Source organism: Rhodanobacter thiooxydans LCS2 (genome assembly GCF_000264375.1).
Taxonomy (GTDB): Bacteria; Pseudomonadota; Gammaproteobacteria; order Xanthomonadales; family Rhodanobacteraceae; genus Rhodanobacter; species Rhodanobacter thiooxydans.
Genome location: NZ_AJXW01000003.1, coordinates 150,585 through 177,417 on the forward strand (window position 1 = coordinate 150,585; position 26,833 = coordinate 177,417).

The 26,833-nt window shown below is 66.4% G+C and carries 29 protein-coding genes; 16 read left to right on the forward strand and 13 right to left on the reverse strand.

Annotation, left to right across the window (positions count from 1 at the left end; all coding sequences use genetic code 11):
• Positions 1–14: 14 nt before the first annotated feature.
• The 3 genes from UUA_RS01095 to UUA_RS01105 all read left to right on the forward strand — a co-directional run bounded on the left by UUA_RS01095 (position 15) and on the right by UUA_RS01105 (position 2,333).
• On the forward strand, positions 15–650 hold the full coding sequence (locus UUA_RS01095; RefSeq protein ID WP_008433513.1) for a histone H1-like repetitive region-containing protein: 636 nt from the start codon (positions 15–17) through the stop codon (positions 648–650).
• Between the two features lie 147 nt (positions 651–797).
• The gene (locus tag UUA_RS01100; protein ID WP_008433514.1) at positions 798–1,217 is read left to right on the forward strand and encodes a lipoprotein; all 420 of its coding nucleotides are present in this window, start codon (positions 798–800) and stop codon (positions 1,215–1,217) included.
• A gap of 78 nt (positions 1,218–1,295) precedes the next feature.
• Positions 1,296–2,333, forward strand: coding sequence for an aminopeptidase (locus UUA_RS01105; protein WP_008433516.1), 1,038 nt, complete (start codon positions 1,296–1,298; stop codon positions 2,331–2,333).
• Positions 2,334–2,347: 14 nt separating this feature from the next.
• On the opposite strand, the gene UUA_RS01110 is transcribed toward UUA_RS01105, so the two are convergent.
• Entirely contained in the window at positions 2,348–3,154 is an 807-nt protein-coding gene (locus UUA_RS01110) for a cytochrome c (RefSeq protein ID WP_008433519.1), read from the reverse strand.
• Positions 3,155–3,491: 337 nt separating this feature from the next.
• On the opposite strand from UUA_RS01110, the gene pncB reads away from it, so the two are divergent.
• On the forward strand, positions 3,492–4,676 hold the full coding sequence (gene pncB / locus UUA_RS01115; protein WP_008433520.1) for a nicotinate phosphoribosyltransferase: 1,185 nt from the start codon (positions 3,492–3,494) through the stop codon (positions 4,674–4,676).
• A gap of 151 nt (positions 4,677–4,827) precedes the next feature.
• Here pncB and UUA_RS01120 read toward each other — a convergent pair whose 3' ends face one another.
• The 3 genes from UUA_RS01120 to UUA_RS01130 form a co-directional block, all read right to left on the reverse strand.
• Positions 4,828–5,619: a MetQ/NlpA family ABC transporter substrate-binding protein gene (locus tag UUA_RS01120; RefSeq protein ID WP_008433523.1), complete on the reverse strand. Its 792-nt coding sequence runs from the start codon at positions 5,617–5,619 to the stop codon at positions 4,828–4,830.
• Positions 5,620–5,845: 226 nt separating this feature from the next.
• The gene (locus UUA_RS01125; RefSeq protein ID WP_008433525.1) at positions 5,846–6,523 is read right to left on the reverse strand and encodes a methionine ABC transporter permease; all 678 of its coding nucleotides are present in this window, start codon (positions 6,521–6,523) and stop codon (positions 5,846–5,848) included.
• Positions 6,520–7,530, reverse strand: coding sequence for a methionine ABC transporter ATP-binding protein (locus UUA_RS01130; protein WP_008433527.1), 1,011 nt, complete (start codon positions 7,528–7,530; stop codon positions 6,520–6,522). The genes UUA_RS01125 and UUA_RS01130 overlap by 4 nt, the downstream gene beginning before the upstream one ends.
• Before the next feature lie 101 nt (positions 7,531–7,631).
• Here UUA_RS01130 and UUA_RS01135 point away from each other — a divergent pair, with 101 nt between their 5' ends.
• Positions 7,632–8,117 (forward strand): glutathione peroxidase, encoded by a 486-nt coding sequence (locus tag UUA_RS01135; protein WP_008433529.1) that lies wholly within the window; start codon positions 7,632–7,634, stop codon positions 8,115–8,117.
• Between the two features lie 92 nt (positions 8,118–8,209).
• Complete coding sequence (locus UUA_RS01140) at positions 8,210–8,692, forward strand: FKBP-type peptidyl-prolyl cis-trans isomerase (protein ID WP_039953386.1); 483 nt, start codon at positions 8,210–8,212, stop codon at positions 8,690–8,692.
• Positions 8,693–8,758: 66 nt separating this feature from the next.
• Here the strand turns inward: UUA_RS01140 and UUA_RS01145 are convergent, their stop codons facing one another.
• A complete protein-coding gene (locus tag UUA_RS01145) occupies positions 8,759–9,853 on the reverse strand; it encodes a phospholipase A (RefSeq protein ID WP_008433531.1) in 1,095 nt (364 codons plus the stop codon).
• A 115-nt stretch (positions 9,854–9,968) separates the two neighbouring features.
• The gene (locus tag UUA_RS01150; RefSeq protein ID WP_235605934.1) at positions 9,969–10,394 is read right to left on the reverse strand and encodes an EF-hand domain-containing protein; all 426 of its coding nucleotides are present in this window, start codon (positions 10,392–10,394) and stop codon (positions 9,969–9,971) included.
• A gap of 181 nt (positions 10,395–10,575) precedes the next feature.
• On the opposite strand from UUA_RS01150, the gene UUA_RS01155 reads away from it, so the two are divergent.
• Positions 10,576–11,808 (forward strand): winged helix-turn-helix domain-containing protein, encoded by a 1,233-nt coding sequence (locus UUA_RS01155; RefSeq protein ID WP_008433533.1) that lies wholly within the window; start codon positions 10,576–10,578, stop codon positions 11,806–11,808.
• A gap of 10 nt (positions 11,809–11,818) precedes the next feature.
• Here the strand turns inward: UUA_RS01155 and UUA_RS01160 are convergent, their stop codons facing one another.
• Positions 11,819–12,286: a hypothetical protein gene (locus UUA_RS01160; RefSeq protein WP_008433534.1), complete on the reverse strand. Its 468-nt coding sequence runs from the start codon at positions 12,284–12,286 to the stop codon at positions 11,819–11,821.
• A 324-nt stretch (positions 12,287–12,610) separates the two neighbouring features.
• Here UUA_RS01160 and UUA_RS01165 point away from each other — a divergent pair, with 324 nt between their 5' ends.
• The 6 genes from UUA_RS01165 to UUA_RS01190 all read left to right on the forward strand — a co-directional run bounded on the left by UUA_RS01165 (position 12,611) and on the right by UUA_RS01190 (position 16,745).
• Positions 12,611–12,820 carry a cold-shock protein gene (locus tag UUA_RS01165; protein WP_008433536.1) on the forward strand — a complete coding sequence of 70 codons (210 nt, stop codon included), beginning with the start codon at positions 12,611–12,613 and terminating at the stop codon, positions 12,818–12,820.
• 256 nt (positions 12,821–13,076) lie between these two features.
• Positions 13,077–13,286: a cold-shock protein gene (locus UUA_RS01170; protein ID WP_007507924.1), complete on the forward strand. Its 210-nt coding sequence runs from the start codon at positions 13,077–13,079 to the stop codon at positions 13,284–13,286.
• Between the two features lie 85 nt (positions 13,287–13,371).
• Positions 13,372–14,289, forward strand: a complete 918-nt coding sequence (locus tag UUA_RS01175) for an alpha/beta hydrolase family protein (protein ID WP_008433544.1) — start codon at positions 13,372–13,374, stop codon at positions 14,287–14,289.
• A gap of 52 nt (positions 14,290–14,341) precedes the next feature.
• Positions 14,342–15,400 (forward strand): NADH:flavin oxidoreductase/NADH oxidase, encoded by a 1,059-nt coding sequence (locus UUA_RS01180; protein ID WP_008433545.1) that lies wholly within the window; start codon positions 14,342–14,344, stop codon positions 15,398–15,400.
• A gap of 17 nt (positions 15,401–15,417) precedes the next feature.
• The gene (locus tag UUA_RS01185; protein ID WP_008433546.1) at positions 15,418–16,293 is read left to right on the forward strand and encodes a pirin family protein; all 876 of its coding nucleotides are present in this window, start codon (positions 15,418–15,420) and stop codon (positions 16,291–16,293) included.
• Between the two features lie 149 nt (positions 16,294–16,442).
• On the forward strand, positions 16,443–16,745 hold the full coding sequence (locus UUA_RS01190) for an Mpo1-like protein (protein WP_008433547.1): 303 nt from the start codon (positions 16,443–16,445) through the stop codon (positions 16,743–16,745).
• Positions 16,746–16,917: 172 nt separating this feature from the next.
• Here the strand turns inward: UUA_RS01190 and UUA_RS01195 are convergent, their stop codons facing one another.
• The gene (locus UUA_RS01195) at positions 16,918–17,307 is read right to left on the reverse strand and encodes a cytochrome c (protein WP_008433549.1); all 390 of its coding nucleotides are present in this window, start codon (positions 17,305–17,307) and stop codon (positions 16,918–16,920) included.
• 74 nt (positions 17,308–17,381) lie between these two features.
• Between UUA_RS01195 and UUA_RS01200 the strand changes: the two genes are divergently transcribed.
• The gene (locus UUA_RS01200) at positions 17,382–18,233 is read left to right on the forward strand and encodes a tRNA threonylcarbamoyladenosine dehydratase (RefSeq protein ID WP_008433551.1); all 852 of its coding nucleotides are present in this window, start codon (positions 17,382–17,384) and stop codon (positions 18,231–18,233) included.
• 96 nt (positions 18,234–18,329) lie between these two features.
• On the opposite strand, the gene UUA_RS01205 is transcribed toward UUA_RS01200, so the two are convergent.
• The 3 genes from UUA_RS01205 to gluQRS all read right to left on the reverse strand — a co-directional run bounded on the left by UUA_RS01205 (position 18,330) and on the right by gluQRS (position 21,188).
• Positions 18,330–19,262, reverse strand: coding sequence for a tetratricopeptide repeat protein (locus UUA_RS01205; RefSeq protein WP_008433553.1), 933 nt, complete (start codon positions 19,260–19,262; stop codon positions 18,330–18,332).
• 208 nt (positions 19,263–19,470) lie between these two features.
• Positions 19,471–20,211 (reverse strand): acetoacetyl-CoA reductase, encoded by a 741-nt coding sequence (gene phbB / locus UUA_RS01210; RefSeq protein ID WP_008433554.1) that lies wholly within the window; start codon positions 20,209–20,211, stop codon positions 19,471–19,473.
• Between the two features lie 110 nt (positions 20,212–20,321).
• The gene (gene gluQRS, locus UUA_RS01215) at positions 20,322–21,188 is read right to left on the reverse strand and encodes a tRNA glutamyl-Q(34) synthetase GluQRS (RefSeq protein WP_008433555.1); all 867 of its coding nucleotides are present in this window, start codon (positions 21,186–21,188) and stop codon (positions 20,322–20,324) included.
• Positions 21,189–21,318: 130 nt separating this feature from the next.
• Between gluQRS and htpX the strand changes: the two genes are divergently transcribed.
• Complete coding sequence (gene htpX / locus UUA_RS01220; RefSeq protein WP_008433557.1) at positions 21,319–22,212, forward strand: protease HtpX; 894 nt, start codon at positions 21,319–21,321, stop codon at positions 22,210–22,212.
• 149 nt (positions 22,213–22,361) lie between these two features.
• Entirely contained in the window at positions 22,362–24,233 is a 1,872-nt protein-coding gene (gene htpG / locus UUA_RS01225; protein ID WP_008433558.1) for a molecular chaperone HtpG, read from the forward strand.
• A gap of 111 nt (positions 24,234–24,344) precedes the next feature.
• Here htpG and UUA_RS01230 read toward each other — a convergent pair whose 3' ends face one another.
• Positions 24,345–25,715: an ATP-dependent nuclease gene (locus tag UUA_RS01230; RefSeq protein WP_050981759.1), complete on the reverse strand. Its 1,371-nt coding sequence runs from the start codon at positions 25,713–25,715 to the stop codon at positions 24,345–24,347.
• A 124-nt stretch (positions 25,716–25,839) separates the two neighbouring features.
• Complete coding sequence (locus tag UUA_RS01235) at positions 25,840–26,820, reverse strand: restriction endonuclease (protein WP_008433560.1); 981 nt, start codon at positions 26,818–26,820, stop codon at positions 25,840–25,842.
• Positions 26,821–26,833: the final 13 nt, after the last annotated feature.

Genomic DNA, 26,833 nt, shown 5'->3' on the forward strand with positions numbered 1-26,833 from the left:
AGGAGAACGAACGCATGGCTATGACCCGCAAGTCGGCTGCGAAGAAATCCGCGGCAAAGAAAGCTACCGCCAGGAACGCGCCGGCCGGGAAGACCGTCGCGAAGAAGTCCGCCCCGCGCAAGGCCGCGGTGAAGAAGGCTGCCACGAGGAAGGCTACCCCCCCGAAGAAGGCCGCCACGAAGAAGGTTGCCGCTAAGAAGACGCCAGTGCGGAAGCCAGCCGCCGGCAAGGCGGTGGCACGGAAGACCGCGAAGAAGCCGGCGACGAAAAAAGCGGCGGTCCGCAAGGTCGCCGCGAAGAAGGCGGCGGCGAAAAAGCCTGTGGCGAAGTCGGCGGCCAAACCGCGCATGGCCAGGGCTGCTGTCCAACCTGCCGTTGCCGCGAAAAGGCCGGCCCCGCGCAAGCGTTCGCCCGAGCCGGCAACCCCCTACCTCAGCCAGGAGGATGCCGTGGCAAAGATCCAGGCCTTGCTTGCGGTCAAGCAGGAACGGGCAAGGCAGGGGCCGATCTGGCCGGATGCCAACCCGGCCCAGCCGGGGTCGGGCCGGGCGGAACTGCACCCGCCGCTGGCCGGTCCGGTGGGCGGCGAAGGCGCCGACGGGCGCGTGCGGGCTCCCCAGCGGGGCGAACAGAGCAAGCGCAAGGGCTGACTGGCTCCGCTCCGCCGACCTGAATCGAAGCCGAGGTGGCGATACGTGGCTGGCGGGTAAACGCCGGCAGGCGGTGCGCTGCAACTCAGTGCGCGTTCAAGTGCAGCGGCCTAGCGTGAAGTCGCAACTCCCCGATGGAGACAGATCATGAAACGCCTGCTGGCCAGCGTTGTCCTGAGCGTCGCCGCCGCGACGCTGTCGGGCTGCTATTACGACCCGGGCTACAGCTATGTGCGTGGCTCCGGCTACAGCGGTGATGCTTATTATGGCGATGGTGGCAACGCCTATTACGCGACGCCCGGCTACTACGACGGCTATTACGGTGGTTACTACGGTTGCTGCTATGCGCCCGGCGTGAGCGTGGGCGTCAGCAGCGTGTGGTATGGCGGCTCGCGCTACCGGGATGGCGGCTACCGCTACCGCGACTACGGCGGCTACCGCGATTATCACGGCCACGCCGGCCGGTGGCAGGGCCATGACCGCGGCGACCATCGCGACGAGCGCCCGCCGCGGCGCGACGCCCGCCGCGACCGCGACCGCGATCGCGACGACCGCGACCGCCGCTGAGAGTTGAGGCAGCATCGGGGCATGCCCGGATTCGCGCCTCCGCGCCGCCGTATTCCAAGGCTCATCGCCATCGCGGCGATGGGCCTTTTGCTATGCGCCTGCGGCAGTCTGCGTTACTACGCGCAGGCCGTGCACGGGCAGGGCGAGCTGGTCGTGCACCGGCGTGCGGTAAGCAAGCTGCTGCGCGATCCGGCCACCGATCCGCAGCTCGCCGCGCGGCTGCAGCAGGCGCAGCAGGCGCGCCGGTTCGCCTCGCAGCGGCTGGCGTTGCCGGACAACCGCAGCTACACCGGGTACGTCGCGCTGGATCGGCCCTACGTGGTGTGGAACGTGTTCGCCACGCCGCGCTACTCGGTGCAGGCCGTGCCGCAGTGTTTCCCGGTCAGCGGCTGCGTGGCCTATCGCGGCTGGTTCCGCGAGGCGGCGGCGAAGGAGTATGCGGCGCAGTTGCATGCGCGCGGCGACGATGTGTGGATCGGCGGCGTGCCGGCGTACTCCACGCTGGGCTGGTTCGCCGATCCGATCCTGTCGAGCATGCTGCGCTGGGATGACGATGAGCTGGATGGCACGATCTTCCACGAGCTGGCGCACCAGCTGGTCTACGTGAAGGGCGACACCGCGTTCAACGAATCCTTCGCGACCTTCGTGCAGACCGAGGGGCTGCGCGAATGGCGCCAGTCACGCGGGCTGCCGCCACCGGATGAGCGCGTCCACGCGATGGAGCGGGGCTTCACCCACCTGGTGCTGGACCTGCGCACGCGACTGGCGACGCTGTATGCCAGCGGCGCGGACGCGGCGGCGATGGAGGCGGGCAAACAGCGCCAGATCGCGGCGTTCCGCGTCCGTTACGCGCAGTGGCGCGAGCGCGACTGGCCGGGCGATCACCGCTACGACGCCTGGGTCGCGCAGCCGATCAACAATGCGCGGCTGCTGCCGTTCGGCCTGTACGAGCAGTGGACGCCGGCGTTCGCAGTGCTGTTCCGCCAAGCCGAGGGGCAGTGGTCGGCGTTCTACGCCAGCGTGCGCGAGCTGGCGCGCGAACCGAAGACGCAGCGCGAGCAGGCGCTGCAGGCATTGTGCGATTCTTGGCAGGCCGAGGCGGCGGCTGGGCCGTGAATGGCACGGTCGCCTCAGCTGCCGTGCTTGCGTCCCGCCATATGCCGCAGGTAGGCCAGCACGGCGTCGAGGTCGGCGTCGGACAGCACCTGTGCGCCGAACCCTCGCATCCTCGCCTGCGGCCATCGCCGCAGCGACTGCGGGTCGCGGATGAATGCGCGCAGCAGGTCGGCGCGCAGGTACTCGGTGGGATTGTGCGGGATGTTCAGATCCGGGCCGAGCTTTGCATCCCCCTGACCGTTGAGCGTGTGGCAGGCGAGGCAGGTGCGCTGGAATACTGCGAAGCCGCGCTGCACCTCGCTGTCCTGCGGCAGCGAGGGATCGGGCAGGAGCGCCGGGAAGCGCGCGGCCACGTTGGCCAGCTTGCGGATGCTGGCCAGCTGGTACGGCCATTGTTCCGGGCCGATGCCGGCGGCCTGCGGGCGCATCCACACCACGTAGAACGGTCCGGCCCGGGCGTGGCCCGGCAACGTGGGCCACGGCCGCGCCGGGTCCTCGATCGCCAGCCAGGCTTCGCTGCCGTGCGTGTTCAGCAGCAGCGCGGCGGGAATCTCGGCGGCAAAGCCGTCGCCGGCCACGAACTGCAGGTGGTCGCCGGGAGCGATGCCATCGAGCAGTGCGATCAGCGGCACTGCGCGGTAATGCATCGTGCGGCGGAACGCCACGTCGGCGGGTACGTCGATCGTGCGCGCGTCGGTGCGCTTGAGCAGGGTTTCGCTGCTGTAGGCCGTCACGCCATGGCCGAGGTCGACCTTCAGCTCGGCCGCTGCCGCGGGCAGGGCCAGACACAGCGCGAGCAGGTATACGGCGAGCAGCTTCATGGTCGATTCCGCGATAAGGAGAGGAAATTGTAGGCGGCGGATGCGCGAACCGTCGCGTCCGTCTCGTGACGGCAAGCCTGTCGGAAAGCTGAACAAGCGCCGCTGTGCACGTTGAACTCACCTGCCAGCGGCCACACTAAACACGTGTATCGCCGTGACGGCGACAGGAAGTGGCGCAATCCACCGCGCCACTGAGGGGCCGGCATTCCTCCCCTGGATGCCGCCTGACAAACCCCATCAGTCCTCCCCTGGCTGATGGGGTTTCTTTTTGGGCGGAACAAGCCGCGCGGTTGGAGTGGATAATGGTTGTCCCGCTCCGCTTTGCTCCCTGCCACCGATGATCATCGAATCCCTGCTCGACACCGACCTGTACAAGTTCTCGATGATGCAGGTGGTGCTGCACCAGTATCCGGCCGCCCAGGTCGAGTACCGCTTCAAGTGCCGCACGCCTGGCATCGACCTGGTGCCGTACATCGAGGAGATCCGCACCGAGCTGAAGGCGCTGTGCCAGCTGCGTTTCGCGCCGGACGAGCTCGACTACCTGCACACATGGCGTTTCATCAAGAGCGATTTCGTGGACTTCCTGGGCTTGTTCCAGCTCAACGAGAAGTATGTGGAGATCGCACCGGCCGCGACGGCCAACGGCGAGATCGAGATTCGCATCCGCGGGCCGTGGCTGCATACCATCCTGTTCGAGGTGCCGCTGCTGGCGATCGTCAACGAGGTGTACTTCCGCAGGACCAGCGGCGGCCTCGACCTTGCCGAGGGGCGCCGGCGACTGCAGGCGAAGATCGCCCTGCTGCATGACGCGCCCGGCTACGAGGGCTGCAAGATCGCCGACTACGGCACGCGCCGGCGCTACTCGCGGCTGTGGCAGGAAGAGGCGGTGACCGCGCTGCGCGACGGGCTGGGCGAGCAACTGGCCGGCACCAGCAACGTATGGCTGGCGCGCAAGCTCAACCTGACCCCGCTGGGCACGCTGGCGCACGAGTACCTGCAGGCGCACCAGGCGCTGGGGCCGCGCCTGCGCGACTCGCAGGTGGCGGCGCTGGAGGCGTGGGCGAAGGAGTATCGCGGCGACCTCGGCATCGCACTGTCGGACGTCTACGGGCTCGACGCGTTCCTGCGCGACTTCGACATGTACTTCTGCAAGCTGTTCGACGGTACCCGTCATGACTCCGGCGATCCGTTCGCCTGGGGCGAGCGGGTGCTGGCGCACTACGCCGCGAACCGTGTCGATCCGCGCAGCAAGGTGCTGGTGTTCAGCGACGCCCTGGATATCCCCCGGGTGATGCAGCTGTACGCGCACTTCCGCGGCCGCTGCCAGCTCTCGTTCGGCGTGGGCACCAACCTCACCAACGATGTGGGCCCCGAACCGCTCAACATCGTGATCAAGATGATCCGCTGCAACGGCCAGCCGGTGGCCAAGCTGAGCGATTCGCCGGGCAAGAACATGTGCGAGGACGAGGCCTACGTGGCGTATTTGCGGAAGGTGTTCGACATCCCTGCGGAACAGGGGTGAGCGCTTCGGCTTATCCTGCCTGCAGGGAGTCCTTCAGGTGAGGAGCGGCTCCGCTCCGGTTGGCGGGGAAAGGTCAAGAGCGCCCCCTCCCTCCGCAAGGAACTCCCTTCGATCACAACCCTTCCCTGCGTCGCAGGGGAGGAGCACGAGCCTAGAACGCCGGCAGCACGGCGCCGTGGTACTTCTGCTCGATGAACGCCTTGATCTCGGGGCTGTGCAGCACCCCGGCCAGCTTCTGCACCCGCGGGTCGTTCTGGTTGTCAGGGCGGCCGACCAGGTAGTTCACGTAGGGCGAGTCCTTGTCCTCGATCAGCAGCGCGTCCTTGGTGGGATTCAGCCCGGCGGCCAGCGCGTAGTTGGTGTTGATCAGCGCCAGGTCGACCTCGTCCAGCGTGCGCGGCAGCATCGCCGCCTCCAGCTCGCGGAACTTCAGGTGTTTCGGATTCGCGGTGATGTCCTTCAGCGTGGCCATCTGGTCGGTCGGGTCCCTCAGCGTGATCAGGCCATGCTTCGCCAGCAGCAACAGCGCGCGGCTGTTGTTGCTGGGGTCGTTCGGCAGCGTCACGCTGGCGCCGTCGGGCAACTGGTCGATGCTCTTGTACTTCTTCGAGTACGCGCCGAATGGCTCGATGTGTACGCCGGTGATGACGACGAGGTGGGTGCCGCGCTCGCGGTTGAACGCATCCAGGTAGGGCCTGGTCTGGAAGTAGTTCAGGTCGATGGCCTTCTCGGCCAGCTGGGTGTTCGGCTGCACGTAGTCGGCAAACACCTTGACCTGCAGGTCCACGCCTTCCTTGGCCAGCAGCGGTTTGGCCTGCTTGAGGATTTCCGCGTGCGGGATCGCGGTGGCGGCCACACGCAGTGTCTGGCCGTCCTCCTTCGATGCGGAACAGCCCGCCAGCAGGAGCAGGGCGGTGATGAAGGCGGCGCGTAGGAGTTTCATGGGGACTTCGCTTGTGCGGCGCACAATAATAAGCCGTCTATACCGCCAAACACAATCCTGGGTTCGGCATCGTCTGCCACGCGTCATGCCCTCGGCCTGGCATGTCCGGCCAGCAGGAGCAGGGCCAGGATGGCGGCGACGGCGGCGAGCAACAGGCTCATGGCGGTGATTCCCGGTGGCGGCCAGCAAAAGTAGGGCGCCCGTACCGCCACGCGCAAATAACCGATCAGCTTCGCTTATAACGCATCACGATGTGGTCGCCGAGCATCTGCAGTGCCTGCACCAGCACGATCAGCAACACCACGGTGACCAGCATGTAGTCGGACTTGTAGCTGAGGTAGCCGTAGCGGTAGGCCAGGTCGCCGAGGCCGCCGGAACCGATCGCGCCGCCCATCGCCGTGTAGCCGACCAGCGCGATCGCGGTGACCGTGATGCCGGCGAACAGGCCGCCGCGGGCTTCCGGCAGCAGCACGTGGCGCACGATCTGCCACAGGCTGGCGCCCATCGCCTGGCTGGCTTCGATCACGCCCTGCTGCACCTCGTGCAGCGCGGTCTCCACCAGCCGCGCGAAGAACGGCGCCGCGCCGATCACCAGTGGCGGGATCGCGCCGCGGATGCCCAGTTTGGTGCCGACCAGGGCGTAGGTGAGCGGCATCAGCACGATCATCAGGATGATGAACGGCACCGAGCGCAGGATGTTCACCAGCAGCGAGGTGATGGCGTAGAGCTTCGGCATTGGCCGCAGCTGGCCCTTGCCGGTGAGGTACAGCAGCACGCCCAGTGGCAGGCCGATCAGCACGGTGAGGGCGAGCGAACCGCCCAGCATCAGCAGGGTGTCGACGCAGGCGCGGCCGATCTCGCCCCAGTCGTCGATGCTGGGAAAAAGTTTCTGCAGCGGGTTCATCGGTGCAGCTCCTCGATCTCGATGCCGGCCTCGCGCAGCATGGCCAGCGCGGTGTCCGTCCGTGCGCCCTGCATCGCCAGGGTGAGCTGGCCGTAGGGCAGGTCCTTGATGCGGTCGATGCGCCCGGCGAGCAGGTTGAACTCCACCCCGGTCTCGCGTGCCACCCGGCTCAGCGAAGGACTCAGCGTGGCGTCGCCGCGGAAGCTCAGGCGCAGGATGCGGCCGTCGACCCGGACGAACGGCGCCAGTTCGCTGGCGGCCTCCTCGGGCAGCGCCTCGTTGACAAAGCGCTTCGTGGTGGGGTGCTGCGGGTGCAGGAACACATCGGCGACCGCGCCGCGCTCGACGATGGCGCCGGCGTCGAGCACCGCCACGCGGTCGCACACGCGGCGCACCACATCCATCTCGTGGGTGATCAGCACGATGGTGAGCTTCAGCTCGCGGTTGATCTCCGCCAGCAGTTCCAGCACCGAGGCGGTGGTCTGCGGGTCGAGCGCACTGGTGGCCTCGTCGCACAGCAGGAGGGCGGGCCGGTTGGCCAGTGCGCGGGCGATGCCGACGCGCTGCTTCTGGCCGCCGGAGAGCTGCGACGGGTACTTGTCGGCGTGGGCGGTCAATCCCACCCGCGCCAGCAGTTCGTCGACCCGCGCGCGGATGACGCCAGCGTCGCGTTCGCCGGCCAGCCGCAGCGGGAACGCCACGTTGTCCGCCGCGGTCTGCGAGGCGAGCAGGTTGAAGTGCTGGAAGATCATGCCGATCCGCCGCCGCTGCGCGCGCAGCGCCGGTTCGGCCAGCGCGGTCATCTCGGTGTCGCCCACGAAGACGTGGCCGCCGCTGGGCCGTTCGAGCAGGTTGATCAGCCGTATCAGCGTCGATTTGCCGGCACCGGACAGACCGATGATGCCGAACACCTCGCCGTCCATGATGTCCAGGCTGAACGGCTGCAGCGCGGGGACGTCCCTGCCGTCGACGCGATAGGACTTGTGGACATCGACGAAGCGGATCACGGCGGGGAAGTGGCCTGCGGGCGGGTGCGCCATTCTATGCCACGGGCGGGGGCGGCGATGGCGTATGCTGCCGGATTGACCCATCACGACGGAGTCCGGCCATGTCCAGCGTCTACGATTTCACCGTCCGCGACATCGACGGCAAGCCTCGCTCGCTAGGCGAATGGCGCGGCAAGACCTTGCTGATCGTCAACGTCGCCTCCAAGTGCGGCTTCACCCCGCAGTACCAGGGGCTGGAGACGCTGTGGCAGGACCAGCGCGACCTGGGCCTGGTGGTGCTCGGTTTTCCGTGCGACCAGTTCGGCCACCAGGAGCCCGGCGACGAGGCCGAGATCAAGACGTTCTGCAGCACCCAGTACGACGTGACGTTCCCGTTGTTCGCCAAGCTCGAGGTCAACGGCGAGCACGCCGACCCGCTGTACAAATGGCTGAAGAGCGAAGGCAAGGGCATTCTCGGCAGCGAGTCGATCAAGTGGAACTTCACCAAGTTCCTGGTCGACGCGGACGGCCAGGTGGTGAAGCGTTACGCCTCCACCGACACCCCGGAAAAGATCGGCAAGGACATGCGGGCCCGGCTGGGCGGTTGACGGCCCGATCACGGCGGTCTGATGCGCTTCTGCTAACCTTGCCGGTCCTCGCCGCCGGTGTGGGCGGCGCCGAACCCTTTCACGAGACCATCATGCAGATTGCCCAGAACGCCGTTGCCGCCTTCCATTACACGCTGACCGACGACGATGGCCAGGTCATCGACAGCTCCGCGGGCCGCGAGCCGCTGACCTATCTGCACGGCAGCGGCCATATCGTGCCGGGCCTGGAAAAGCAGATGGAAGGCCGCGCCACCGGCGACAAGTTCACCGCCCACGTGGCGCCCGAGGAAGGTTACGGCGTGCGCCACGAGGAGCTGATGCAGGAAGTGCCGCGCGCGGCGTTCCAGGGCGTCGAGGATATCCAGCCCGGCATGCAGTTCCAGGGCAACGGCCCGGAAGGCCAGGTCAACGTCACCGTCACCAAGGTCGAGAACGACGTGGTGTTCATCGACGCCAACCACCCGCTGGCCGGCAAGACCCTGCACTTCGCCATCGAGGTGACTGACGTGCGCGGCGCCACCGAGGAAGAACTGGCGCACGGCCACGTGCACGGCGCCGGCGGCCACCACCACTGATCGCAGCTGCCGCCGCAACGCGAAGGCCCGGTACCTGCACCGAGCCCTCACCGTTCCACCCTCCGCCTAATACCAGTCGAGCAGCGACACGCCAAGGCCGAGGTAGGTGGCGTTGTGGTTGTAGTCGATCAGGCTTTCGCCGTAGCCCTTGAACACCTCCATGTAGCCACGAAGGTTGCCGGCTACCGGGAAACTCCAGGTGAAGCGCGCCGAGCCGTGGCTGCGGTTGCCGCCGCGCAGCGAATGGCGCAGCAGCATGCCGAACTCCTGGCCGCGCCATTCGTGCACGACCTGCATCTCGCCACGGCCCATGTAGTCGCTGATGTCGGGGTTGTTGTCATCGCTGCGCGCTTCCGGGACGCGCCACCACGGGCGCACCATCACGGCCCAGCCGTCGCGCTCGAAGCCGACGCTGGCGATCACCCGGTTCCAGCTGCGCGACAGCGGATTGCTGCGGCCGTTGGACTGGTGGTTGAAGCCGATGCCGAGCATCCGCCCCTCCCAGCCCAGCGCCTGGTAGTGGGTGTCGAACACCAGCATCGCCTCGGGCTCGTAGTTGGTTTCGCGGAACGGCCGCGAGGCCTTGGCGTTGTACACCTGCCAGCGCGAGGACTGGGTATAGCCCACCCACAGGTCGCCGGCGTCGCCGAATACGCCCTGCCACAGCTTGGTTTTCAGACTGAGCTGGAACTTCATCTCGGCGTTGTCCAGTTGCTCCCCGGGGGCTGGCACGGTGTTGTCCGGGTTCGGGCTGTGCGGCCGCTTGTTCTGATTGCTGGTGGCGAAAACCGGCAGCGCGTACACCGGTTTGTAGCCACGGATATTGAAGGTACCGAGCTTGCTTTCCGGCGACAGTTCCCAGCGGCTGTCGAGCAGCGACAGCGGGGTGGCCACTTCGCGGTTGGTTTCCGCGCTGGCGAAGGCCTGCGGGCGATCGCGGCTGAAAATGCCCGGCGTGGTGGTGGCCTGGTCGGCGCGCTTCTGCGCGATCGGCAGGTTGACCCGGCCGGTGGCGTGGTCATAGCAGGCCAGCCGCTGAGCATCGCTCTCGATCGCGGTGCAGGCGCGGATGTCGGTGGGGTCCGGGTTCTGCGCGTGCGCGGCGCTGGCCAGGGCGCCGGCGCAGAGCGCCATCAGGACGGCCGCGATCGGACGTTTCATGAAGGGGAGTTCCTGGCGGGTCGGCGGACCAGTTTAGCGGAGCGAGCGCGGGCGACAGCGATCGGCACATGAAAACGCCGGCCGCGAGTGCGGCCGGCGTCTGCGGCGTGGAGGCTCACTTGTTGTCGGTCCAGCGCTTGTACTCGCTCTTGCTGATGCGCCCGTCACGGTTGCGGTCGGCATGCAGGAAGTCATTGGCAAGCAGGGGATAGGCCGAGGCCTGCTCCTCGCTGATGTATTTTCCACCACCGGACAGCTGCTCGAAACTCGGCGCCGGGCCGGCCGGTGGGGGCGGAGGCATGCTCGAACGCACCTCCAACTGGCCCGCCGGCGTGTTCATGGTGGCCGTGTTGACCTGGCTGGTCGGCGCCGCTGCCGCCGTGCCGGCCGCTGGCGGTGTCGGCGGGACGGTTTGCGGCGGCAGCGGTTGCGGTGCCGTGTCCGTGGGCGGCGGCATGTCCTGCTGAGCGATCAGGCTGCCGGCGAACAACAGGGTGCCGGCGGCGAGGGCGCTCAATAATGGCTTGCGGGATTTCATCATCGGTACTCCATGCCAGAATGATCGGTGGGGTTGTGCGGTGCCCTGCACTCCATCGGGCGGGCGTTCTCCTGCCCAATTCGGTTTTCACGTTAACAGTGGCCTTGTAAATGCCGACTCCATATCCACGTCACGAAGTCGTGAAGGCAGGCGGCCATTGGGCGCCGCTTCAGGTGATGGCCACGTGTTGAGCCTGGCGCAGGCGCGGGCGCTGCAGCTGTCGGCGCAGGGCCTGCTGCAGGCGCCGCGACGACGGCCCCGGCGCGACGACGTGGTGGCGGCGGTCGCGCGCATGCGCCTGCTGCAGATCGACACCATCCACGTGGTGGCGCGCAGCCCCTACCTGGTGCTGCATTCGCGCCTGGGCGATTACCCGGCGGCCTGGCTGGACGAGGCGCTCGCGCAAGGCCGGTTGGCCGAGTGCTGGGCGCATGAGGCATGTTTCGTCAGCGCCACCGATGTCGCCTGGCACCGTGGCGGCCACGATCACCGCGCGCATCACTGGGCACATCGCCATGCGGCGCGCATGCACCGCGAGCAACGTGCCGACATGGATGCGCTGCTGCAGTCGATTCGTGCCTCCGGCCCGGTGCGGGCAGCCGATTTCTCGCGTAGGGCCGGCGTCGCCAAGGCGGGCTGGTGGGAGTGGAAACCGGAGAAGCGCTGGCTGGAGGCGTGGTTCGCACTGGGCGAGCTGATGGTGGCGCGGCGCGACAACTTCCAGCGCGTTTACGACCTGGCCGAAAACGTGCTGGCCCGGCTCGAACCGCCGTTCGATCCGGCCTTTGCGCCTTCGGCGGCGCAACAGCGCGAGCGCTTCATCCTCGACAGCGTGCGTGCGCTGGGGGTGACGCAGGCGGCCTGGGTCGCCGACTACTTCCGCCTGAAGCCGAAGGTCGGCGAGCGCGAGCTGGCGCCGCTGGTGGCCAGCGGCGAACTGCTGGCGGTGCCGGTGGAGGGCTGGCCCACGCCCGGCTATGTGCATCGCGACCATGCCGCAACGCTCGCCCAGGCATTGGCAGGGCGGCTGCGAGCCACGCGTACCGTGCTGCTGTCGCCGTTCGACCCGCTGGTATGGGACCGGGCGCGCGCCCATGCCATGTTCGGTTTCGAGTACACCATCGAGTGCTACACGCCGGCGCCAAAGCGCCGCTACGGCTACTTCGTGCTGCCGATCCTGCATCGGGGCCGGCTGGTCGGCCGGCTCGACGCCAAGGCCCACCGTGACATCGGCGTGTTCGAGGTCAAGGCCGTGTTCCTGGAGCCCGGGGTGTCGCCACAGCCGGCACTGGTGCAGGCGGTGGCCGCAGCGATCGCCGATACCGCGCGCTGGCACGGCACCCCGGAGATCCGGCTGGGGCGCACTTCGCCAGCCGCGCTGGCGCGGCCGTTGCGCGCGGCCTGGTCGGCCGGCTGACCCCGCGACTTTACGGCGTGGTGGCCGCGGGCGCCGGGCCCTCCGAGCACGTCTTGCCGTGCAGGGCCTGGCGCAACTGGCTGGCCAGCGAGTTGCAGCGTGCCGCCAGTTGCGGCCGGATATCCGGGTTCTTCGCATCGCGCAGCAGGCCGGCGCGCATCGCCTCGTAGCGGGATTGCAACTGGTTCGGCGGGAAGATCGCCGCCGCGCGATGGCAGGCCAGATAGCTGGCCAGGTAGTCGTCACAGGCGGTGATGCCGGTGTCCTCGGACAGGTCGGGCTTGGCGGCGGCAGGCTTGCTGGAAGCGGCGCCGACACGCTGCCGTTCCCGCTGAGTGGCAGCCTCGTGGGCGGATACGGAAGGGCTTGCCGTGCTGGCGCTGGTCGTTGTCGTGGTCCGCGTGGTCTCATGGGGTGCGCAAGCCGCCAGCAGGCCTGCGAGCGCGCTGGTCAGGATCAGGCGGGACAGTGCGGACATGGCTCTTCTCCAGGGTGGCGACCGCGCCGGCCGGGTAGCGGGCGGGTCTGGGGACTGCCTGCCACTAGACTGCGCCGAAGGTCAAGAAAATCTGAATTTGCCGCCGCCGCAGTGCGGAACGGTGAACCGGCTCCATTCCGTTCGGCCCGGTTGTGCCGTTATGATCCGCCCACTGAGTTTGCCGGGGTCAGCAGAGTTTGTGGCCCGATGCTGCCGATCCGCGATCTGCCTCATCGTTCACCCCTGGGTTGTTTCCTTGCACACCAGTCAAGCCGGCCGGTCGCCTTGCGGCGGCTGTCCATAAACCCTGTGGAGTGATTAAACATGTCTGATCGTCAGGTGGGTACCGTCAAGTGGTTCAACGACGCCAAGGGCTTCGGTTTCATTGCCCGCGACAATGGTCCGGACGTTTTCGTGCATTTCCGCGCCATTACCGGCAGCGGCTTCAAGAGCCTGCAGGAAGGCCAGCAGGTCTCGTTCAAGGTGGTGCAGGGTCAGAAGGGTCTGCAGGCCGAGGAAGTGACCCCGGCCTGAGCACCCTGCGATGGGGGAAAAACCGGACAGAGATGCCCGGTTTTTTCCGGCCTGGATAATGTCCCCGACAGCCCGCTTGACAAATCACTCGCCGGCTGAAAATCCGTTATGCTTGGGCCGCTGCGTCTGCTTGGCTACGTGAGTGCCCGGTAAGGATTTCCTGAATCCGACTGTTGCACCGGACCCTGCATGCTCAGTAAACGTCGGCCCGCAGGGGCCGGTTTGTCTCAGCGTCTGGATAGGATCGGAGTGAGTCATGTCGGATCGTGAAGTAGGTACCGTCAAGTGGTTCAACGACGCCAAGGGTTTCGGCTTCATCAGCCGTGAGAACGGCCCTGACGTATTCGTGCATTTCCGCGCCATCACCGGCTCGGGTTTCAAAAGCCTTCAGGAAGGCCAGAAGGTGAGCTTCAAGGTCGTCGACGGCCAGAAGGGCTTGCAGGCCGAAGACGTCACCCCGGTCTGAGGGCGGTGGCGGCATCCGTTTGAAGAGGTCGGCGCAAGCCGGCCTCTTTTTTGTGGTGGCGGGGACAATTCGCTAGCCTGCGGCAATGGCCGACCCTTCCATCGACAACATCCCCGCCACGGCCGAGCCGCTGGTGCTTCCGGCAACCGCCGCCGACGGCGCCCGTTTCGAACTAATGGCCGTGTGTCCGGCCGCGGCCTGGCAGCGCCTGTTGTACTGGATTCCGGCGATGGGCATACCGGCCCGGCATTACCTGCCGCTGGCGCAAGCGCTGGCGGCGCGGGGCATCGCGGTGGTGCTGCACGAGTGGCGTGGCATCGGCTCCAGCGACCGACGCGCCGGCCGCGGCAGCAACTGGGGTTATCGCCAGTTGCTGCAGGACGACCTGCCCGCCGGCCTGACCACCATGCGCCAGCGCTGGCCGCAGGCGAGCTGCCTGCTTGGCGGGCACAGCCTGGGCGGCCAGCTCGGCCTGCTCTACGCCAGCCTGCATCCGCGCGACTTCACTGGCTTGCTGCTGGTGGCCAGCGGTTCGCCGTACTGGCGATGCTTCCGGCATGGCGGGCTGATTCGGCAGGCTTATGTGCTGGCGCCCCTGCTGGCCGGGCTGCTGGGTTACCTGCCCGGACGACGGCTCGGCTTCGGCGGCAACGAGGCGCGCGGGGTGATCGCCGACTGGGCGCGCAGCGGGCGCACTGGCCGCTACGCGGCGAGCGGGATGACGCAGGATTTCGAACGCCAGCTGGCCGCGCTGCCACTGCCGTTGCTGGCGCTGCGGCTGCAGGAGGACTGGCTGGGTCCGGCGGCATCGCTGGAGTGGCTGCTGGGCAAGCTGGGGCCGGGTGCACGGCGCGTGCAGACGATCGCGCGCGACGATCTCGGCGGTCAGCCGGCCGACCATTTCGGCTGGATGGGGACGCCCGTGCCGGTCGCCGCGCGCATCGCCGACTGGCTGGCCGAGCCGGACGCAGCGTTCGTCGCAAGCGACAGCGCGGCGGGTTGATTCGGCGCGGGCCCGGCTGCATGTCGAGAGATCCAGACCGCCGGACACCCCCATGAAACTGTTCGAACCGCTTCCCCAGCGCAGCCTGAGCCTGCGCAACCGCCTGGTGGTCTCGCCGATGTGCGAATACTCCGCCATCGACGGCGTGCCGAACGACTGGCACCTGGTGCACCTGGGCAGCCGCGCGGTGGGCGGCGCGGGGGCAGTGATCGCCGAGGCCACCGCGGTCTCCGCCGAAGGCCGCATCTCGCCGCAGGACACCGGCCTGTGGAACCAGGCCCAGGTGGACGCCTGGCAGCCGATCACCCGCTTCATCAAGGTGCATGGCGCGGTTGCCGGCGTGCAGCTGGCGCACGCCGGGCGCAAGGCCAGCACGCTGCGGCCGTGGGAAGGACATGGCCCGGTGCCGAGCGGACAGGGCGACTGGCGCATCGTGGCGCCCTCCGCGCTGCCGTTCGACGACGGTTGGCAGGTTCCGCAGGCGCTGGACGAGGCCGGTATCAAGGCGGTGGTCGCGGATTTCCGCGAAACCACCCGGCGCGCGCTGGCGGCGGGCTTCGAGCTGATCGAAGTGCATGCGGCGCACGGCTACCTGCTGCACCAGTTCCTGTCGCCGCTGAGCAACCGGCGTGACGATCGCTATGGCGGCAGCTTCGAGAACCGTACCCGGCTGGTGCGCGAGGTGCTTGCTGCCGTGCGCGAGGCGTGGCCGGCCGAACTGCCGTTGTGGCTGCGCATCTCGGCGACGGATTGGGTCGACGGCGGCTGGACCGCAGCAGAAAGCGTGGAGCTGGCGCGCCAGGTGCAGGCGCTGGGCGTGGACCTGATCGACGTCTCCAGCGGCGGCCTGGTGCCGCACGCGAAGATCCCGCTGGGTCCGGGTTACCAGGTGCCGTTCGCCGGGCAGATCCGCCGCGAGGCCGGTGTCGCCACCGGTGCGGTGGGGTTGATCACCGGCGCTGAGCAGGCCGCACAGATCGTCGCCACCGGCGACGCCGACGTGGTGCTGATTGCGCGCGAGAGCTTGCGCGACCCGTACTTCCCGCGGCGCGCGGCACAGCGGCTGGGTGCGAAGATCGACGCGCCAGTGCAATATCAGCGGGCCTGGTAATCATCGAGGAGAACGTGATGGATGCTGCGCCTGCCCTGATCGAAGGTACCCGCCTGCATGACCTCGGCGACGGTTTCATGGTGCGCCGCATGCTGCCGGTATTGCTGGCGCGGCACGTCGGGCCGTTCGTGTTCTACGACCACATGGGGCCGGTCACCTTTGCCGCCGGCAACGGCATGAACGTGCGGCCGCATCCGCACATCGGCCTGGCTACGGTGACCTGGCTGTTCGACGGCGTGATCCGCCATCGCGACAGCATTGGCAGCCTGGCCGATATCCACCCTGGCGCGGTGAACTGGATGACCGCCGGCCATGGCATTGCCCATTCCGAGCGCACGCCGCCGGAGGCGCGTCAGGGCAGCAAGCTGCTGCATGGCATCCAGGTCTGGGTGGCGCTGCCGCAGGCCGACGCCGAGGTGGCGCCGGAATTCCACCATCACGACAGCGATGCGTTGCCGCGGATTCGCCAGCCCGGCGTCGAGGCGGTGTTGATCGCGGGCACCGCCTACGGCGAGCGTTCGCCGGTGAAGGTGTTCGCGCCGATGTTTTTCCTCGAAGTGCGGCTGGAGGTGGGCGCCGAACTGGCGTTGCCGCCGGAACACGCCGAGCGCGGCGTGCATGTGGTCGAGGGGGCGGTGCGCTGGGGCGAGCTGGAGATTGGCGCGCAGCAGATGGCGGTGCAGGCCGGCCCGTCGGCGCCGACGCTGCGTGCGCACGAGACCAGCCGGCTGATGCTGTTCGGCGGGGCACCGCTGGATGGTGAACGGCACCTGTGGTGGAACTTCGTGGCCAGCACGCGCGAGCGCATCGAACAGGCCAAGGCCGACTGGCGTGAAGGCCGCTTCCCGAAAGTGGCCGGCGACGAGCAGGAATTCATCCCGCTGCCGGAGTAGGCGCACGCGGATTGCCTCGCTTCGCAGGGCTGACACGGTCCGCCGCCTTCGGCTTCAACAAGGCAAAGGCCGGCGGGCAGTGCCCGCCCTACAGCGCGCATGGATCAACTGAGTGGCAGAATCGGGGCATTCCGCCGCGGAGCAGAATCATGTCTGGCTATACCAGCTTTGCCGAGTTCTATCCGTTCTACCTCAGCGAGCACCGCGACCGTCGGTGCCGCCGGATGCATTTCATCGGCAGCACGCTGGTCGTTGCGGTAGTCGTGCTGGCGCTGGCCAGCGGCCAGTTGCGCTGGCTGTGGCTGGCGCCGGTGGCCGGCTACGGTTTCGCCTGGGTCGGCCACTTCGGTTTCGAGAAGAACCGCCCGGCCACCTTCAGGCACCCGCTGTACAGCCTGATGGGCGACTGGGCGATGTACGGCCAGATGCTGCGCGGCAAGATCCGCTTCTGACCTTCCTCTTTTTCCTGGCTGCCAGGATCGGGGCGGGAACGTCGGAAACCCGTTGTTTGGCTCGTCATTCCTGCGCAAGCAGGAATCCAGTGTCTTTGCCGACAAGAACTCTGGAGTCACCAGGCCCCAGCTTTCGCTGGGGCAACGGAGGTTTTCGAGATGCCCCTTCGGTTCAGCGGTACTGCTGATGGCAGCTCTTGCAGGTCTCGCCGACCGGCTTGATCGCGGCCGCCACTGCCTCGCAGCTTGCTGGCGCGGTCTGCACAGCCTGGTGCAGGCGTTCCTGCAACTGGGTGGCGTCGTCGGTGAAGGCCTTCTCGTTGATGCCGAACACCGGCGTGATGTCGCTGGCAGTCGACTCCAGGCGGGCCAGGTGATGCTGCACCTTCACCGGATCGCACCGTTTCGCCTTGATCGCGTTCTTCAGTTCGCCCACGTGGTAGTCCATCGTTGCCATCACCGCCTTCGGCATCGGGTTGCGCGCGGCCAGCGCATTCATCACGTTGGCCGTGCCGATCACGCCGATCGCCAGGCCAAGCAGGATCATCAGGGCTGCGCGCATCGCTACGATTCCGAGGGTGGGAAACCCGCAGGATAGCGCGGGCCGCCGCACGTCATCCACGCAGGCACGATAAAATGGCGCCTTTGCAGCAGGATTTCTTGGTGACCCACGCAGACACAACCACGCACCCGCCCGGCGGCGCCACCGGCGCGGCGACGTTCCCGGCCGAACGCTTCGCCGGCGTCGAGCGGCTGTACGGCAGCGGCAGCGTGGCCGCGCTGGCAGGCAGGCACGTCTGCGTGATCGGCATCGGCGGCGTCGGCTCGTGGGCGGTCGAGGCGCTGGCGCGCAGCGGCGTGGGCCGGCTCACCCTGATCGACGCCGACGAGGTCTGCGTGTCCAACACCAACCGCCAACTGCACGCGCTGGATGGCGAGTACGGCAAGTCGAAAGTGGGGGTGATGGCGGAGCGTGCGCACGCGATCAATCCGACCATCCGGCTGGAGGCGGTCGAGCGCTTCCTCACCCCGTCCACGCTGGACGAACTGCTCGACCGCGGCTACGACGTGGTGCTGGATGCCTGCGACGCGTTCCGCGTGAAGCTCGAAACCATCGCCTGGTGTCGCCGGCGCAAGCTGCCGATCGTCAGCGTGGGCTCGGCCGGCGGACGCACCGACCCGACTCAGATCCGCGTGCGCGACCTCTCGCGCACCGAGCACGACGCGATGTTCAGCCTGATCCGCAAGAAGCTCCGCGCCGACTTCAACTTTCCGCGCAATCCGGATCGCTATTTCGGCGTTTCAGCCGTCTATTCGCTGCAGAACGTGCAGTATCCGCAACCGGACGGCACGGTCTGCGGTACCCGCCCGCCTGGCGGCGACGCGATGAACCTGGCCTGCGGCGGCGGGCTGGGCGCGGCCACCCACGTCACCGGCGCCTTCGCGTTTGCGGCGGTGGGCAAGGTGCTGGAGAAGCTGCTGGGGTGACTGGACACGGGAGCGAGCGCGCACGTGTCCGCATGTCGAGATGGCCAGCGTCAGGTCAAGCTCACCGTGCGGTTCTCGCGCCCGGGCGGAGAATGGCTACAAATTGCCGGGCTTGTCGGCCGACGGGTTGCCATCCGAGGTCTTGTCACCCGAGGTCTTGTCCGTAGCCGCCTTGCCCTCGCTGGCGCGAATTGGAACCAGGGCGCCCACCGAGGTGGTGCCGACCGGATCCGTCTTGAATTTCGGGTCGTAGGGGTTGTCGCTTTCGCGGAACTGCTGATAGGCCACCACGCCATGCATGTCATGCCCGCTGGTGATCTCGAAACCCGCAGTATTCGTATGCAAGGGGGTGCCCGTCATGCTCTTGCCCGTTCTGGGAGCCGAGGGGCCGCCATTCGAGCCAACCTTCAGCGGCCCGGTGGCGCCGCCGGTACGTGAGCCGGTCATTCCTGCGCGCACCTGGGCCCAGCGCATCTTGGCCCGATGCAGGGCGGTGGCGTCGCCGTAAGTAGGCTTGAGCTGGTTCCACAGAGTATCGACCCGGGCGAAGTCGGCTTCGCTCAGCGGCGTGATCATCAGGTCGCGCGCCGCGATGTACTGCGGTGTGTTGCGCTCAGCCGCCAGAACCATCCAGGCGGCGCCCAGCGGGCGATCCACCGGCACGCCCTGGCCGCGGTAATACATCACCCCGAGATTGTATTCAGCTGGCTTGTAGGCCCATGACGCCGCGACCTTGTACATGTCGATCGCATAGCGGTAGTTCTTTTGCTCGTAGGCGCGGGCGGCGATGTTGAAAAAATATACCCCCGGCCTGGCATCGCTCTCGGGGGTGTTGAAGTCCTCGTTCGGCGAGGTGCCGAAGCTCGGGTCACTGTCGTACGAGGGCGCGGTGGTGGAGGGAAGGTAGGCTGGGGAAGTCGGGGTGCCGGTGGCTGGTGCTCCGCTTTGCCCCCATGCCGGCAGCGCCACGGCGAGCGCCAGGCCAGCGAGCATCCATGCGCAGGTGCCGGAAACACGTTCCATGACCATGAGCGATCTCCTTTCACCAGGTTGGTGACCATGGGATATACGCCTGGGGTGATCGGTTATGCAAGCCCGGCCCAGGTCATGCCGGCTCGCCATCCGCTCGCTGGAGCGCCCCGCGATCGAACTCCACAGGATGTGTCCGGGGGCTTGCGGTGATCGCGGTGCGCCCCGTGACCGCGCACATCCCGCTCATCCGCACGCTCCTGCTGCCTTACCAGCCCATGTAATGCCCGCCGTTGATCGCCAGGTTGGCGCCGGTGATCCAGGCGGCCTGGTCGCCGATGAAGAAGGCCACCGCGTGGGCGATCTCCTCCGGCTTGCCGAGGCGGCCGACCGGGATCTGCGCCACGATCTTCTCGCGCACTTCCTCGGGCACGGCCATCACCATGTCGGTGCCGACGTAGCCGGGCGAGACGGTGTTGACGGTGATGCCGAACTTCGCGTTCTCCTGCGCCAGCGAGATGGTGAAGCCATGCATGCCGGCCTTCGCCGCAGCGTAGTTGGCCTGGCCGTACTGGCCCTTCTGACCGTTGATCGAGCTGATCTGCACGATGCGGCCCCACTTGCGCGCGCGCATGCCTTCGATCACCGGGCGGGTGACGTTGAAGCAGGCGTTGAGGTTGGTGTTGATCACGTCCGTCCACTGCTGGTAATTCATCTTGTGGAAGGTGGTGTCGCGGGTGATGCCGGCGTTGTTGATCAGGATGTCGACCGCGCCGCACTTCTCCTCGATTGCACGGATCATCGCCTCGCAGGCAACGGGGTCGGAGACGTCGCCGGGCACCATGCATACCTCGATGCCCTCGGCCGCGATGGCCTTGCGCCAGGCTTCGGCCTTGCCCGGGTCGCGATAGTTGGTGGCCACCCGATGTCCCTGCCCGGCGAGGTAGCGAACGATCGCGCTGCCGATGCCGCCGGTGCCGCCTGTGACCAATGCCGTGCGCTGCGTCATGTCCTTGAAACTCCTGTGCAGGTGAAGCGTGGGCTGTCGCACCGGAGCATGGCGAGGGCATGTTTCAGCCGCTGTCGCCAGGCGCCGGCGCGTCCGGCATTTATAGCGTCTCAGGCGAAAGAGTGACCGCTGCAATGCGGCAAATCCGCCGGCTCGAAGTTGGCCAGCGCCTGGGCCAGCAGGTCGCCGGCATCCGCTGCCATGGCCGGCGCCGGCACGCGCAGGAACGCCAGCGCCCGCCGCAGCGCAGGCAGCGGATCGGCCGGGTCGACCGGGAAGGCCTGTTCGGATTTCGACAGCTTGCGCCCCTCGCCGTCCAGCACCAGCGGCAGGTGGCGATAAATCGGGGTGGGCAGCCCCAGGCAGCGCTGCAGCCAGATCTGCCGCGCGGTGGAGTCGAGCAGATCCTGCCCGCGCACCACCTCGGTAATGCCCTGGAAAGCATCATCGACCACGCAGGCGAGCTGGTAGGAATAAAGGCCCTCGACCCGGCGGATCACGAAGTCGCCTACTTCGCCGCGCAGGTTCTGCCGCTGCGGTCCCTGCAGCGCGTCGTCGAACGCGATGGTGATATCCGGCACGCGCAACCGCCAGGCCGGTGCCTGGCCGGGCTGCGGCAGTGCGACGCAGCGGCCGTCGCGGTGGATGCCGCCGGCACCGGCCAGCTCACTGCGACTGCACCAGCAGGGGAACACCTGGCCGGCCACGCGCAGCTGTTCGAACGCCGCGTCGTAGGCGGCGATGCGCTGCGACTGGAATAACACCGGCGCGTCGGCGACCAGGCCGAACGCCGGCAGCGCGGCGAGGATGCTGGCGGCCGAGCCGGGAACCTCGCGCGGCGGGTCGATGTCTTCCACCCGCAGCAGCCATTCGCCGCCGGCATGCCGCGCGCACAGCCAGCTGCCCACCGCGGCGACCAGCGAGCCGAAGTGCAGTTGCCCGGTGGGCGAGGGGGCGAAGCGACCGCGGTAGCTCATCGGCGCATTCTAGGGTAGCGGCGCGTACCTCGGTCGCCCCCCGGCAACCCTTGAAAGCCGCCGCTTGCGCCCCGAATCTTGAACCGCGGTTTTTCCCTTTTCCTTCATGACTGCCACAAGAGAGACAGCCATGCGTCGCATCGCATTGTTCATCGCAACCAACCTTGCCGTCCTGCTCCTGCTGAGCATCGTCCTGCGCCTGTTCGGCATCGACCAGATGGCCGCCGCCCGCGGTTACGGCGGCATGGGCGGCCTGCTGGCCTACGCCGCCGTGTTCGGCATGGGCGGCGCCTTCATTTCGCTGGCGATGTCCAAGTGGATGGCCAAGATGTCCACCGGCGCGCGGGTGATCGAGCAGCCGCAGAACGAGACGGAGCGCTGGCTGGTCGACACGGTGCGCCGCCACGCGCAGAACGCCGGCATCGGCATGCCCGAAGTGGCGATCTACGATGCGCCGGAAATGAACGCGTTCGCCACCGGCATGACCAGGAACAGCTCACTGGTGGCGGTCAGCTCCGGTCTGCTGCAACAGATGAACCGCGAGCAGGCCGGCGCGGTGCTCGGCCACGAGATCGGCCACGTGGCGAACGGCGACATGGTCACCCTGACCTTGATCCAGGGCGTGCTGAACACGCTGGTGATCCTGGCCGCGCGCATCGTCGGGCGGCTGGTCGACAGCTGGATGTCGGGCGGTCGCGACGACCGCGAAGGCGGTACCGGCATAGGCTATTTCGTGACCGTGATTGTGCTGCAGCTGGTGTTTGGCCTGTTCGCCTCGATCATCGTGGCCGCGTTCTCGCGCTGGCGCGAGTTCCGCGCCGACACGGCGGGCGCGCAATTCGCCGGCCGCGGTGCGATGATCTCGGCACTGCAGCGGCTGCAGGCCAACCACGGCGAGAGCACGCTGCCGCAGACGATCGCGGCGTTCGGCATCTCCGGTCCGCTGGCCGACGGCTTCAGGCGCCTGTTCATGAGCCACCCGCCGCTGGAGGAGCGCATCGCGGCGCTGCAGCGCAGCGCGTAAGAATGGTTGCACCATAGACCCCTACATTCGTCATTCCGGCGCAGGCCGGAATCGCATTTCCAGTACGACTACGCAAAGACGCAAGTGCGATTCCGGCCTGCGCCGGAATGACGATCCAAAACGTCAACGCAACAACGGAACATCCACGCATGAACGCACCCGCCGAAACCCGCAAGTTCGAAGCCGAAGTCGCCCAGGTGCTGCACCTGGTCACCCACTCGCTGTACTCGCACAAGGAAATCTTCCTGCGCGAGCTGATCTCCAACGCCTCCGACGCCTGCGACAAGCTGCGCTTCGAGTCGATCGCCAAGCCCGAGTTGATGGCCGGCGACAGCGAGCTGCACATCGACGTCAGCTGGGACCCGGATGCGCGCACCGTCACCGTGCGCGACAACGGCATCGGCATGAACCGCGACGAGATCGTGGCCAACATCGGCACCATCGCCAGCTCCGGCACGCGCCGTTTCCTGGAGGCGATGTCGGGCGAGCAGAAGGCCGACGCGCGGCTGATCGGCCAGTTCGGCGTGGGCTTCTATTCCGCCTTCGTGGTGGCCGACAAGGTCACCGTGCTCAGCCGCCGCGCCGATGCGCCGGCCGCCGAGGGCGTGAAGTGGGAAAGCGACGGCAAGGGCGAGTACACGCTGGAACCGGTCGAGCTGGCCGAGCGCGGCACTTCCGTCATCCTGCACCTGAAGGCCGACGAGGACGAGTTCCTCAGCCGCTGGCAGCTGCGCGCGCTGATCACCCGCTACTCCGACCACGTGGCGTTCCCGATCCGCATGCCGACCGAGAAGGACGGCAAGCCCACCGACGAGTTCGAGACCATCAACGCCGCCTCGGCGCTGTGGACCAAGCCGAAGTCGGAGATCAGCGACGCGGACTACCAGAGCTTCTACAAGTCGCTCGGCCACGACTTCAACGACGCGCTGGCGTGGACGCACAACCGCGTCGAAGGCAGCCAGAGCTTCACCACCCTGCTGTACATCCCCTCGCAGCCGCCGTTCGACCTGATGATGGGCGGCCGCGACGAGCGCAAAGGCATGAAGCTCTACATCAAGCGCGTCTTCATCATGGACGCCGCCGAAGAGCTGCTGCCGAACTACCTGCGCTTCGTGCGCGGCGTGGTCGACGCCGACGACCTGCCGCTCAACGTCAGCCGCGAGATCCTGCAGCACAACCGCCAGCTCGAGCGGATCAAGGCCGCCTGCGTCAAGCGCGTGCTGGACCTGATCGAGAAGCTGGCGAAGGATGAGCCCGAGAAATTCGCCACCTTCTACAAGGCCTTCGGCAACACGCTGAAAGAAGGCATCAGCGAGGACGCCAACAACCGCGAACGCATCGCCAAGCTGCTGCGCTTCGCCAGCACCAAGGGCGAAGGCACCGCGCAGAACGTCTCGCTGGACGACTACATCGGCCGCATGGCCGTCGGCCAGGACGCCATCTGGTACGTCACCGCCGACAGCTACGCCGCCGCCGCGGGCAGCCCGCAGCTGGAAGCGTTCAAGGCCAAGGACATCGAAGTGCTGCTGATGTCCGACCGCATCGACGAATGGATGATCGGCAGCTTGAGCGAGTACGAGGGCAAGAAGCTGCGCAACGTGGCCAAGGGCGAACTGCCGCTGGACGAGGCGGACAAGAAGAAGCAGGAGGAGGCGACCAAGGAAGCCGAGCCGCTGCTGAAGAAGCTCAAGGAACTGCTTGGCGACCGCGTGGGCGAGGTCAAGGTATCGGCACGCCTGACCGATTCGCCGTCATGCCTGGCGCTCTCCGATTACGAAATGGCGCCGCACCTGGCGCGGCTGCTGCGGGAAGCCGGGCAGGATATGCCGGAGTCGAAGCCGACGCTGGAGATCAACCCGCAGCATGCGCTGCTGAAGCGGGTCGAGGCGGAAACGGACGAGGCGAAGGCGAAGGATCTGGCCACGCTGCTGCTGGAGCAGGCGGAGATTGCCGCCGGCGCGCAGCTGCCGGATCCGTCGGCGTTCGTGCAGAGGATGAATCGGGTGTTGTTGGGACTGTAAGTCTCAAGATGCAGCTTGATAAGAAAGCCCGTTGAATTCGACGGGCTTTCTTTATGAGTGCACCTCAAGGCCATGATGGAAGAATAATGCATGCTCCATTTCCTGCTGTATCTAGGAGCGCTGGAAATATTCAATAAGGCGTGTCATTACCGCTCGGGTTGCAGCTCGAAGTTCCTCCCTCAGTTTATAGCTATCGTCGAGGAGCCCTTCTACCGGTGCCTTACCGTCTTTTGCGGGTTTGGTGCGTATGTCCTTCGCAGGGATGAGCTCGAATATATAGTCTGGAAAGCGTGATTTTCCGTCCGCGTGGTCGACCGTCTTGTCGTTGTCAAACAGCGCGGCCACCCTCATAAAACCAAGGTCACTTAATACTTGGCAGAGGTGTTTAATGTTACCGGCTCCTCCCGCGCCCCAGCCGAAAATTTCAGCGGGCATCTCAATCCCGAGCTGCTTAAATACCGTGGGATAGAGCATGACGTCCTCCTGCCCCTCCGTCAGAAGGATGTTGTCCTCTTGAAAAAAAAGCTCCTTGGCATCCAGCCCAAGGACATGTGGGTTGGACAGGTTGTATGTGACTAGCCGGCTGATGGCGTCTCGGCCGTTGTGTGACAGCTGATGGATTGTCGTGCCTTTTGTGCCAGTGATCACACGAACTAACGCCGCTCCGGCAGCGATTGCCTCGAGGTTGACGAAATAGGGCGAGTGCGTGGAAATGACAATTTGGCGATCGGCGGCGTAGCTGGCCAAGACGCGCGCGAGACGTTTTTGCAAGGCTGGGTGTAACGAAAGTTCCGGCTCATCAATGACAACCATCTCGTTAGGTTGAGAATCATACAAGGCGTCGGCAATGGCGAACGCACTTATAATCCCTTCGCCCATCCCGTCACTGGAGTGGGACTGCGTGCCGGAAAAAAATTTAAGGAAATACTGACCGTGATCTGATTGATCGATAGTCCAATTCGGCGTGAAACCTAAAATCTGCTTCAGCAGGAGGTTAAAGGGTTCGGGTGCGTTGAGCACATGAAAAAGGCGGAATTCGAAGCCACTCAATGTTGACGAACGCTGCGAGGGAAGCTGGCTGTTCGTCAGAAAGGTATCGCGATTCCAAGAGGATTTGTTAAAATATGGATTGAAGGCGCGTCTAGAAGGTAGGACGAACACTTTCACACCAAGGTCGACACCCTCTTTTTTTGTCTCGCTTGAGCCTTTGGCTATGGACTGGATTGACTCGACCTTATCGTTGACTGTGTATTTGATTGAGACAGATTGAACCCTGTCATTTCGTACGCCCTGTGTGAAGCTCACGGGCTGCTGGCCGCCGCGTGCTCGTAAGACTTCGAGGATGGACGATTTTCCGGCGTTGTTGGGGCCAGTCAGGATGGTCAAGCCGCTCCCGGGTTCTCCGTTTGGCACGGCAAAGGTAATCTCACTTTGTTGCGAGAATCCCCGGTAACCATGAATTTGCAGGGTGGTTAGAGCCATGTGATGAATCTCGAATTATTGATGCCTGATCCAGTACAAGACAGCAGAAACCTGAATCTGAGTGTATTTTCAAGTCAAATTTACGGTATCAAACGTTTTGAAGCATCGCAGTACGTGAGACACGCTAGCGTAACGGCATTTCTTTTGTAGTCTTCTCCAGAATATTCATCGACTCGGCGTTCCGTTTTTTCCACTCGCGCAACTCCGCATCGTTCTGCGATTCGCTCGCGTAGGTCGTCGCTTGGGCGCGCGGTGCGGGTACCGCGGAGGGGCGACGTACGTTGGGTGCTTCCGGTCTGTATGCGGCGCGAATGGCAGCGGGTGCTGGAACCACGGGCGCTGCAGCGGGTGGCGATGGTGCGGTTGCGGTGGAGGACGAGAGCACCGCGATCAGGAGGAGGCTGGTGATCATGCTTCCGCCGAACGCCAGCGGCGTATCCAGCGGATGCGTGGTGCGGGCCTTGCCGGTTTGCAGCTTGCGCACGGTGGCGATCAGTTCGCCGCCGTGGATCAGTTCGATGGGTTTGCCTTGGGCGAAGCGGTGGGCGTCGGGGGTGTAGTCGCCGAGGGCGACGATCTTCACCGCGGCGGCCTGGTGATGCATCAGCAGGCCGTACATTTCGCGCACGACTTTGACGCCGACCTGCCAGTTCTGCCACTGCTTGCATTGCACCAGGATGGTCTTGCCGTTCTTGCGCAGGATCAGATCGATGCCGCCGTCGGCGCCGCCGAGGCCGGTTTCTTCGACGGCGTAGCCCTGGCGGCGGAAGGCTTCGCCGGCGAGTTGCTCGAACTGGCGCCAGCTCATTCGGTGCAGGCTGTCGGTGCCGGTCTGGCTGTCGAGCAACTGTCGCCGGCGGCCGCGACTGACGAAAGAGACGAGGGCGGCGAGCCAGCAGCCGATCAGCAGCATCCAGGCGAGCGGTGCGTAGGCGCCAGCTGCCGACATCCGGCCCATGCCGGCAAGGACGGGGTTGTGACTGGATGCGAGGTACCAGCCGATGCCGTGTCGTATCGCGACATACCCGATCAGGCCGATTAGGATACCGAGCCACCACGGCATGGCCGCAATCTGTTCGAAGCCGCTTTTCATGCGTTTCGCCATTTCACTCCCCCTG

Excerpts from the sequence above, each read along its gene's own strand:
- UUA_RS01165 (WP_008433536.1), top strand. The coding sequence starts at position 12,611 with ATGTCTGATCGTCAGGTGGGTACCGTCAAGTGGTTCAACGACGCCAAG.
- htpG (WP_008433558.1), top strand. The coding sequence starts at position 22,362 with ATGAACGCACCCGCCGAAACCCGCAAGTTCGAAGCCGAAGTCGCCCAG.
- UUA_RS01175 (WP_008433544.1), top strand. The coding sequence starts at position 13,372 with ATGGCCGACCCTTCCATCGACAACATCCCCGCCACGGCCGAGCCGCTG.
- UUA_RS01145 (WP_008433531.1), bottom strand. The coding sequence starts at position 9,853 with ATGAAACGTCCGATCGCGGCCGTCCTGATGGCGCTCTGCGCCGGCGCC.
- UUA_RS01230 (WP_050981759.1), bottom strand. The coding sequence starts at position 25,715 with ATGGCTCTAACCACCCTGCAAATTCATGGTTACCGGGGATTCTCGCAA.
- pncB (WP_008433520.1), top strand. The coding sequence starts at position 3,492 with ATGATCATCGAATCCCTGCTCGACACCGACCTGTACAAGTTCTCGATG.
- UUA_RS01095 (WP_008433513.1), top strand. The coding sequence starts at position 15 with ATGGCTATGACCCGCAAGTCGGCTGCGAAGAAATCCGCGGCAAAGAAA.
- UUA_RS01150 (WP_235605934.1), bottom strand. The coding sequence starts at position 10,394 with ATGATGAAATCCCGCAAGCCATTATTGAGCGCCCTCGCCGCCGGCACC.
- UUA_RS01105 (WP_008433516.1), top strand. The coding sequence starts at position 1,296 with ATGGGCCTTTTGCTATGCGCCTGCGGCAGTCTGCGTTACTACGCGCAG.
- UUA_RS01200 (WP_008433551.1), top strand. The coding sequence starts at position 17,382 with ATGGCGCCTTTGCAGCAGGATTTCTTGGTGACCCACGCAGACACAACC.
- UUA_RS01125 (WP_008433525.1), bottom strand. The coding sequence starts at position 6,523 with ATGAACCCGCTGCAGAAACTTTTTCCCAGCATCGACGACTGGGGCGAG.
- UUA_RS01235 (WP_008433560.1), bottom strand. The coding sequence starts at position 26,820 with ATGGCGAAACGCATGAAAAGCGGCTTCGAACAGATTGCGGCCATGCCG.
- UUA_RS01135 (WP_008433529.1), top strand. The coding sequence starts at position 7,632 with ATGTCCAGCGTCTACGATTTCACCGTCCGCGACATCGACGGCAAGCCT.
- UUA_RS01190 (WP_008433547.1), top strand. The coding sequence starts at position 16,443 with ATGTCTGGCTATACCAGCTTTGCCGAGTTCTATCCGTTCTACCTCAGC.
- UUA_RS01110 (WP_008433519.1), bottom strand. The coding sequence starts at position 3,154 with ATGAAGCTGCTCGCCGTATACCTGCTCGCGCTGTGTCTGGCCCTGCCC.
- UUA_RS01185 (WP_008433546.1), top strand. The coding sequence starts at position 15,418 with ATGGATGCTGCGCCTGCCCTGATCGAAGGTACCCGCCTGCATGACCTC.
- UUA_RS01170 (WP_007507924.1), top strand. The coding sequence starts at position 13,077 with ATGTCGGATCGTGAAGTAGGTACCGTCAAGTGGTTCAACGACGCCAAG.
- UUA_RS01160 (WP_008433534.1), bottom strand. The coding sequence starts at position 12,286 with ATGTCCGCACTGTCCCGCCTGATCCTGACCAGCGCGCTCGCAGGCCTG.
- UUA_RS01205 (WP_008433553.1), bottom strand. The coding sequence starts at position 19,262 with ATGGTCATGGAACGTGTTTCCGGCACCTGCGCATGGATGCTCGCTGGC.
- UUA_RS01120 (WP_008433523.1), bottom strand. The coding sequence starts at position 5,619 with ATGAAACTCCTACGCGCCGCCTTCATCACCGCCCTGCTCCTGCTGGCG.
- phbB (WP_008433554.1), bottom strand. The coding sequence starts at position 20,211 with ATGACGCAGCGCACGGCATTGGTCACAGGCGGCACCGGCGGCATCGGC.
- gluQRS (WP_008433555.1), bottom strand. The coding sequence starts at position 21,188 with ATGAGCTACCGCGGTCGCTTCGCCCCCTCGCCCACCGGGCAACTGCAC.
- UUA_RS01140 (WP_039953386.1), top strand. The coding sequence starts at position 8,210 with ATGCAGATTGCCCAGAACGCCGTTGCCGCCTTCCATTACACGCTGACC.
- UUA_RS01180 (WP_008433545.1), top strand. The coding sequence starts at position 14,342 with ATGAAACTGTTCGAACCGCTTCCCCAGCGCAGCCTGAGCCTGCGCAAC.
- UUA_RS01100 (WP_008433514.1), top strand. The coding sequence starts at position 798 with ATGAAACGCCTGCTGGCCAGCGTTGTCCTGAGCGTCGCCGCCGCGACG.
- htpX (WP_008433557.1), top strand. The coding sequence starts at position 21,319 with ATGCGTCGCATCGCATTGTTCATCGCAACCAACCTTGCCGTCCTGCTC.
- UUA_RS01195 (WP_008433549.1), bottom strand. The coding sequence starts at position 17,307 with ATGCGCGCAGCCCTGATGATCCTGCTTGGCCTGGCGATCGGCGTGATC.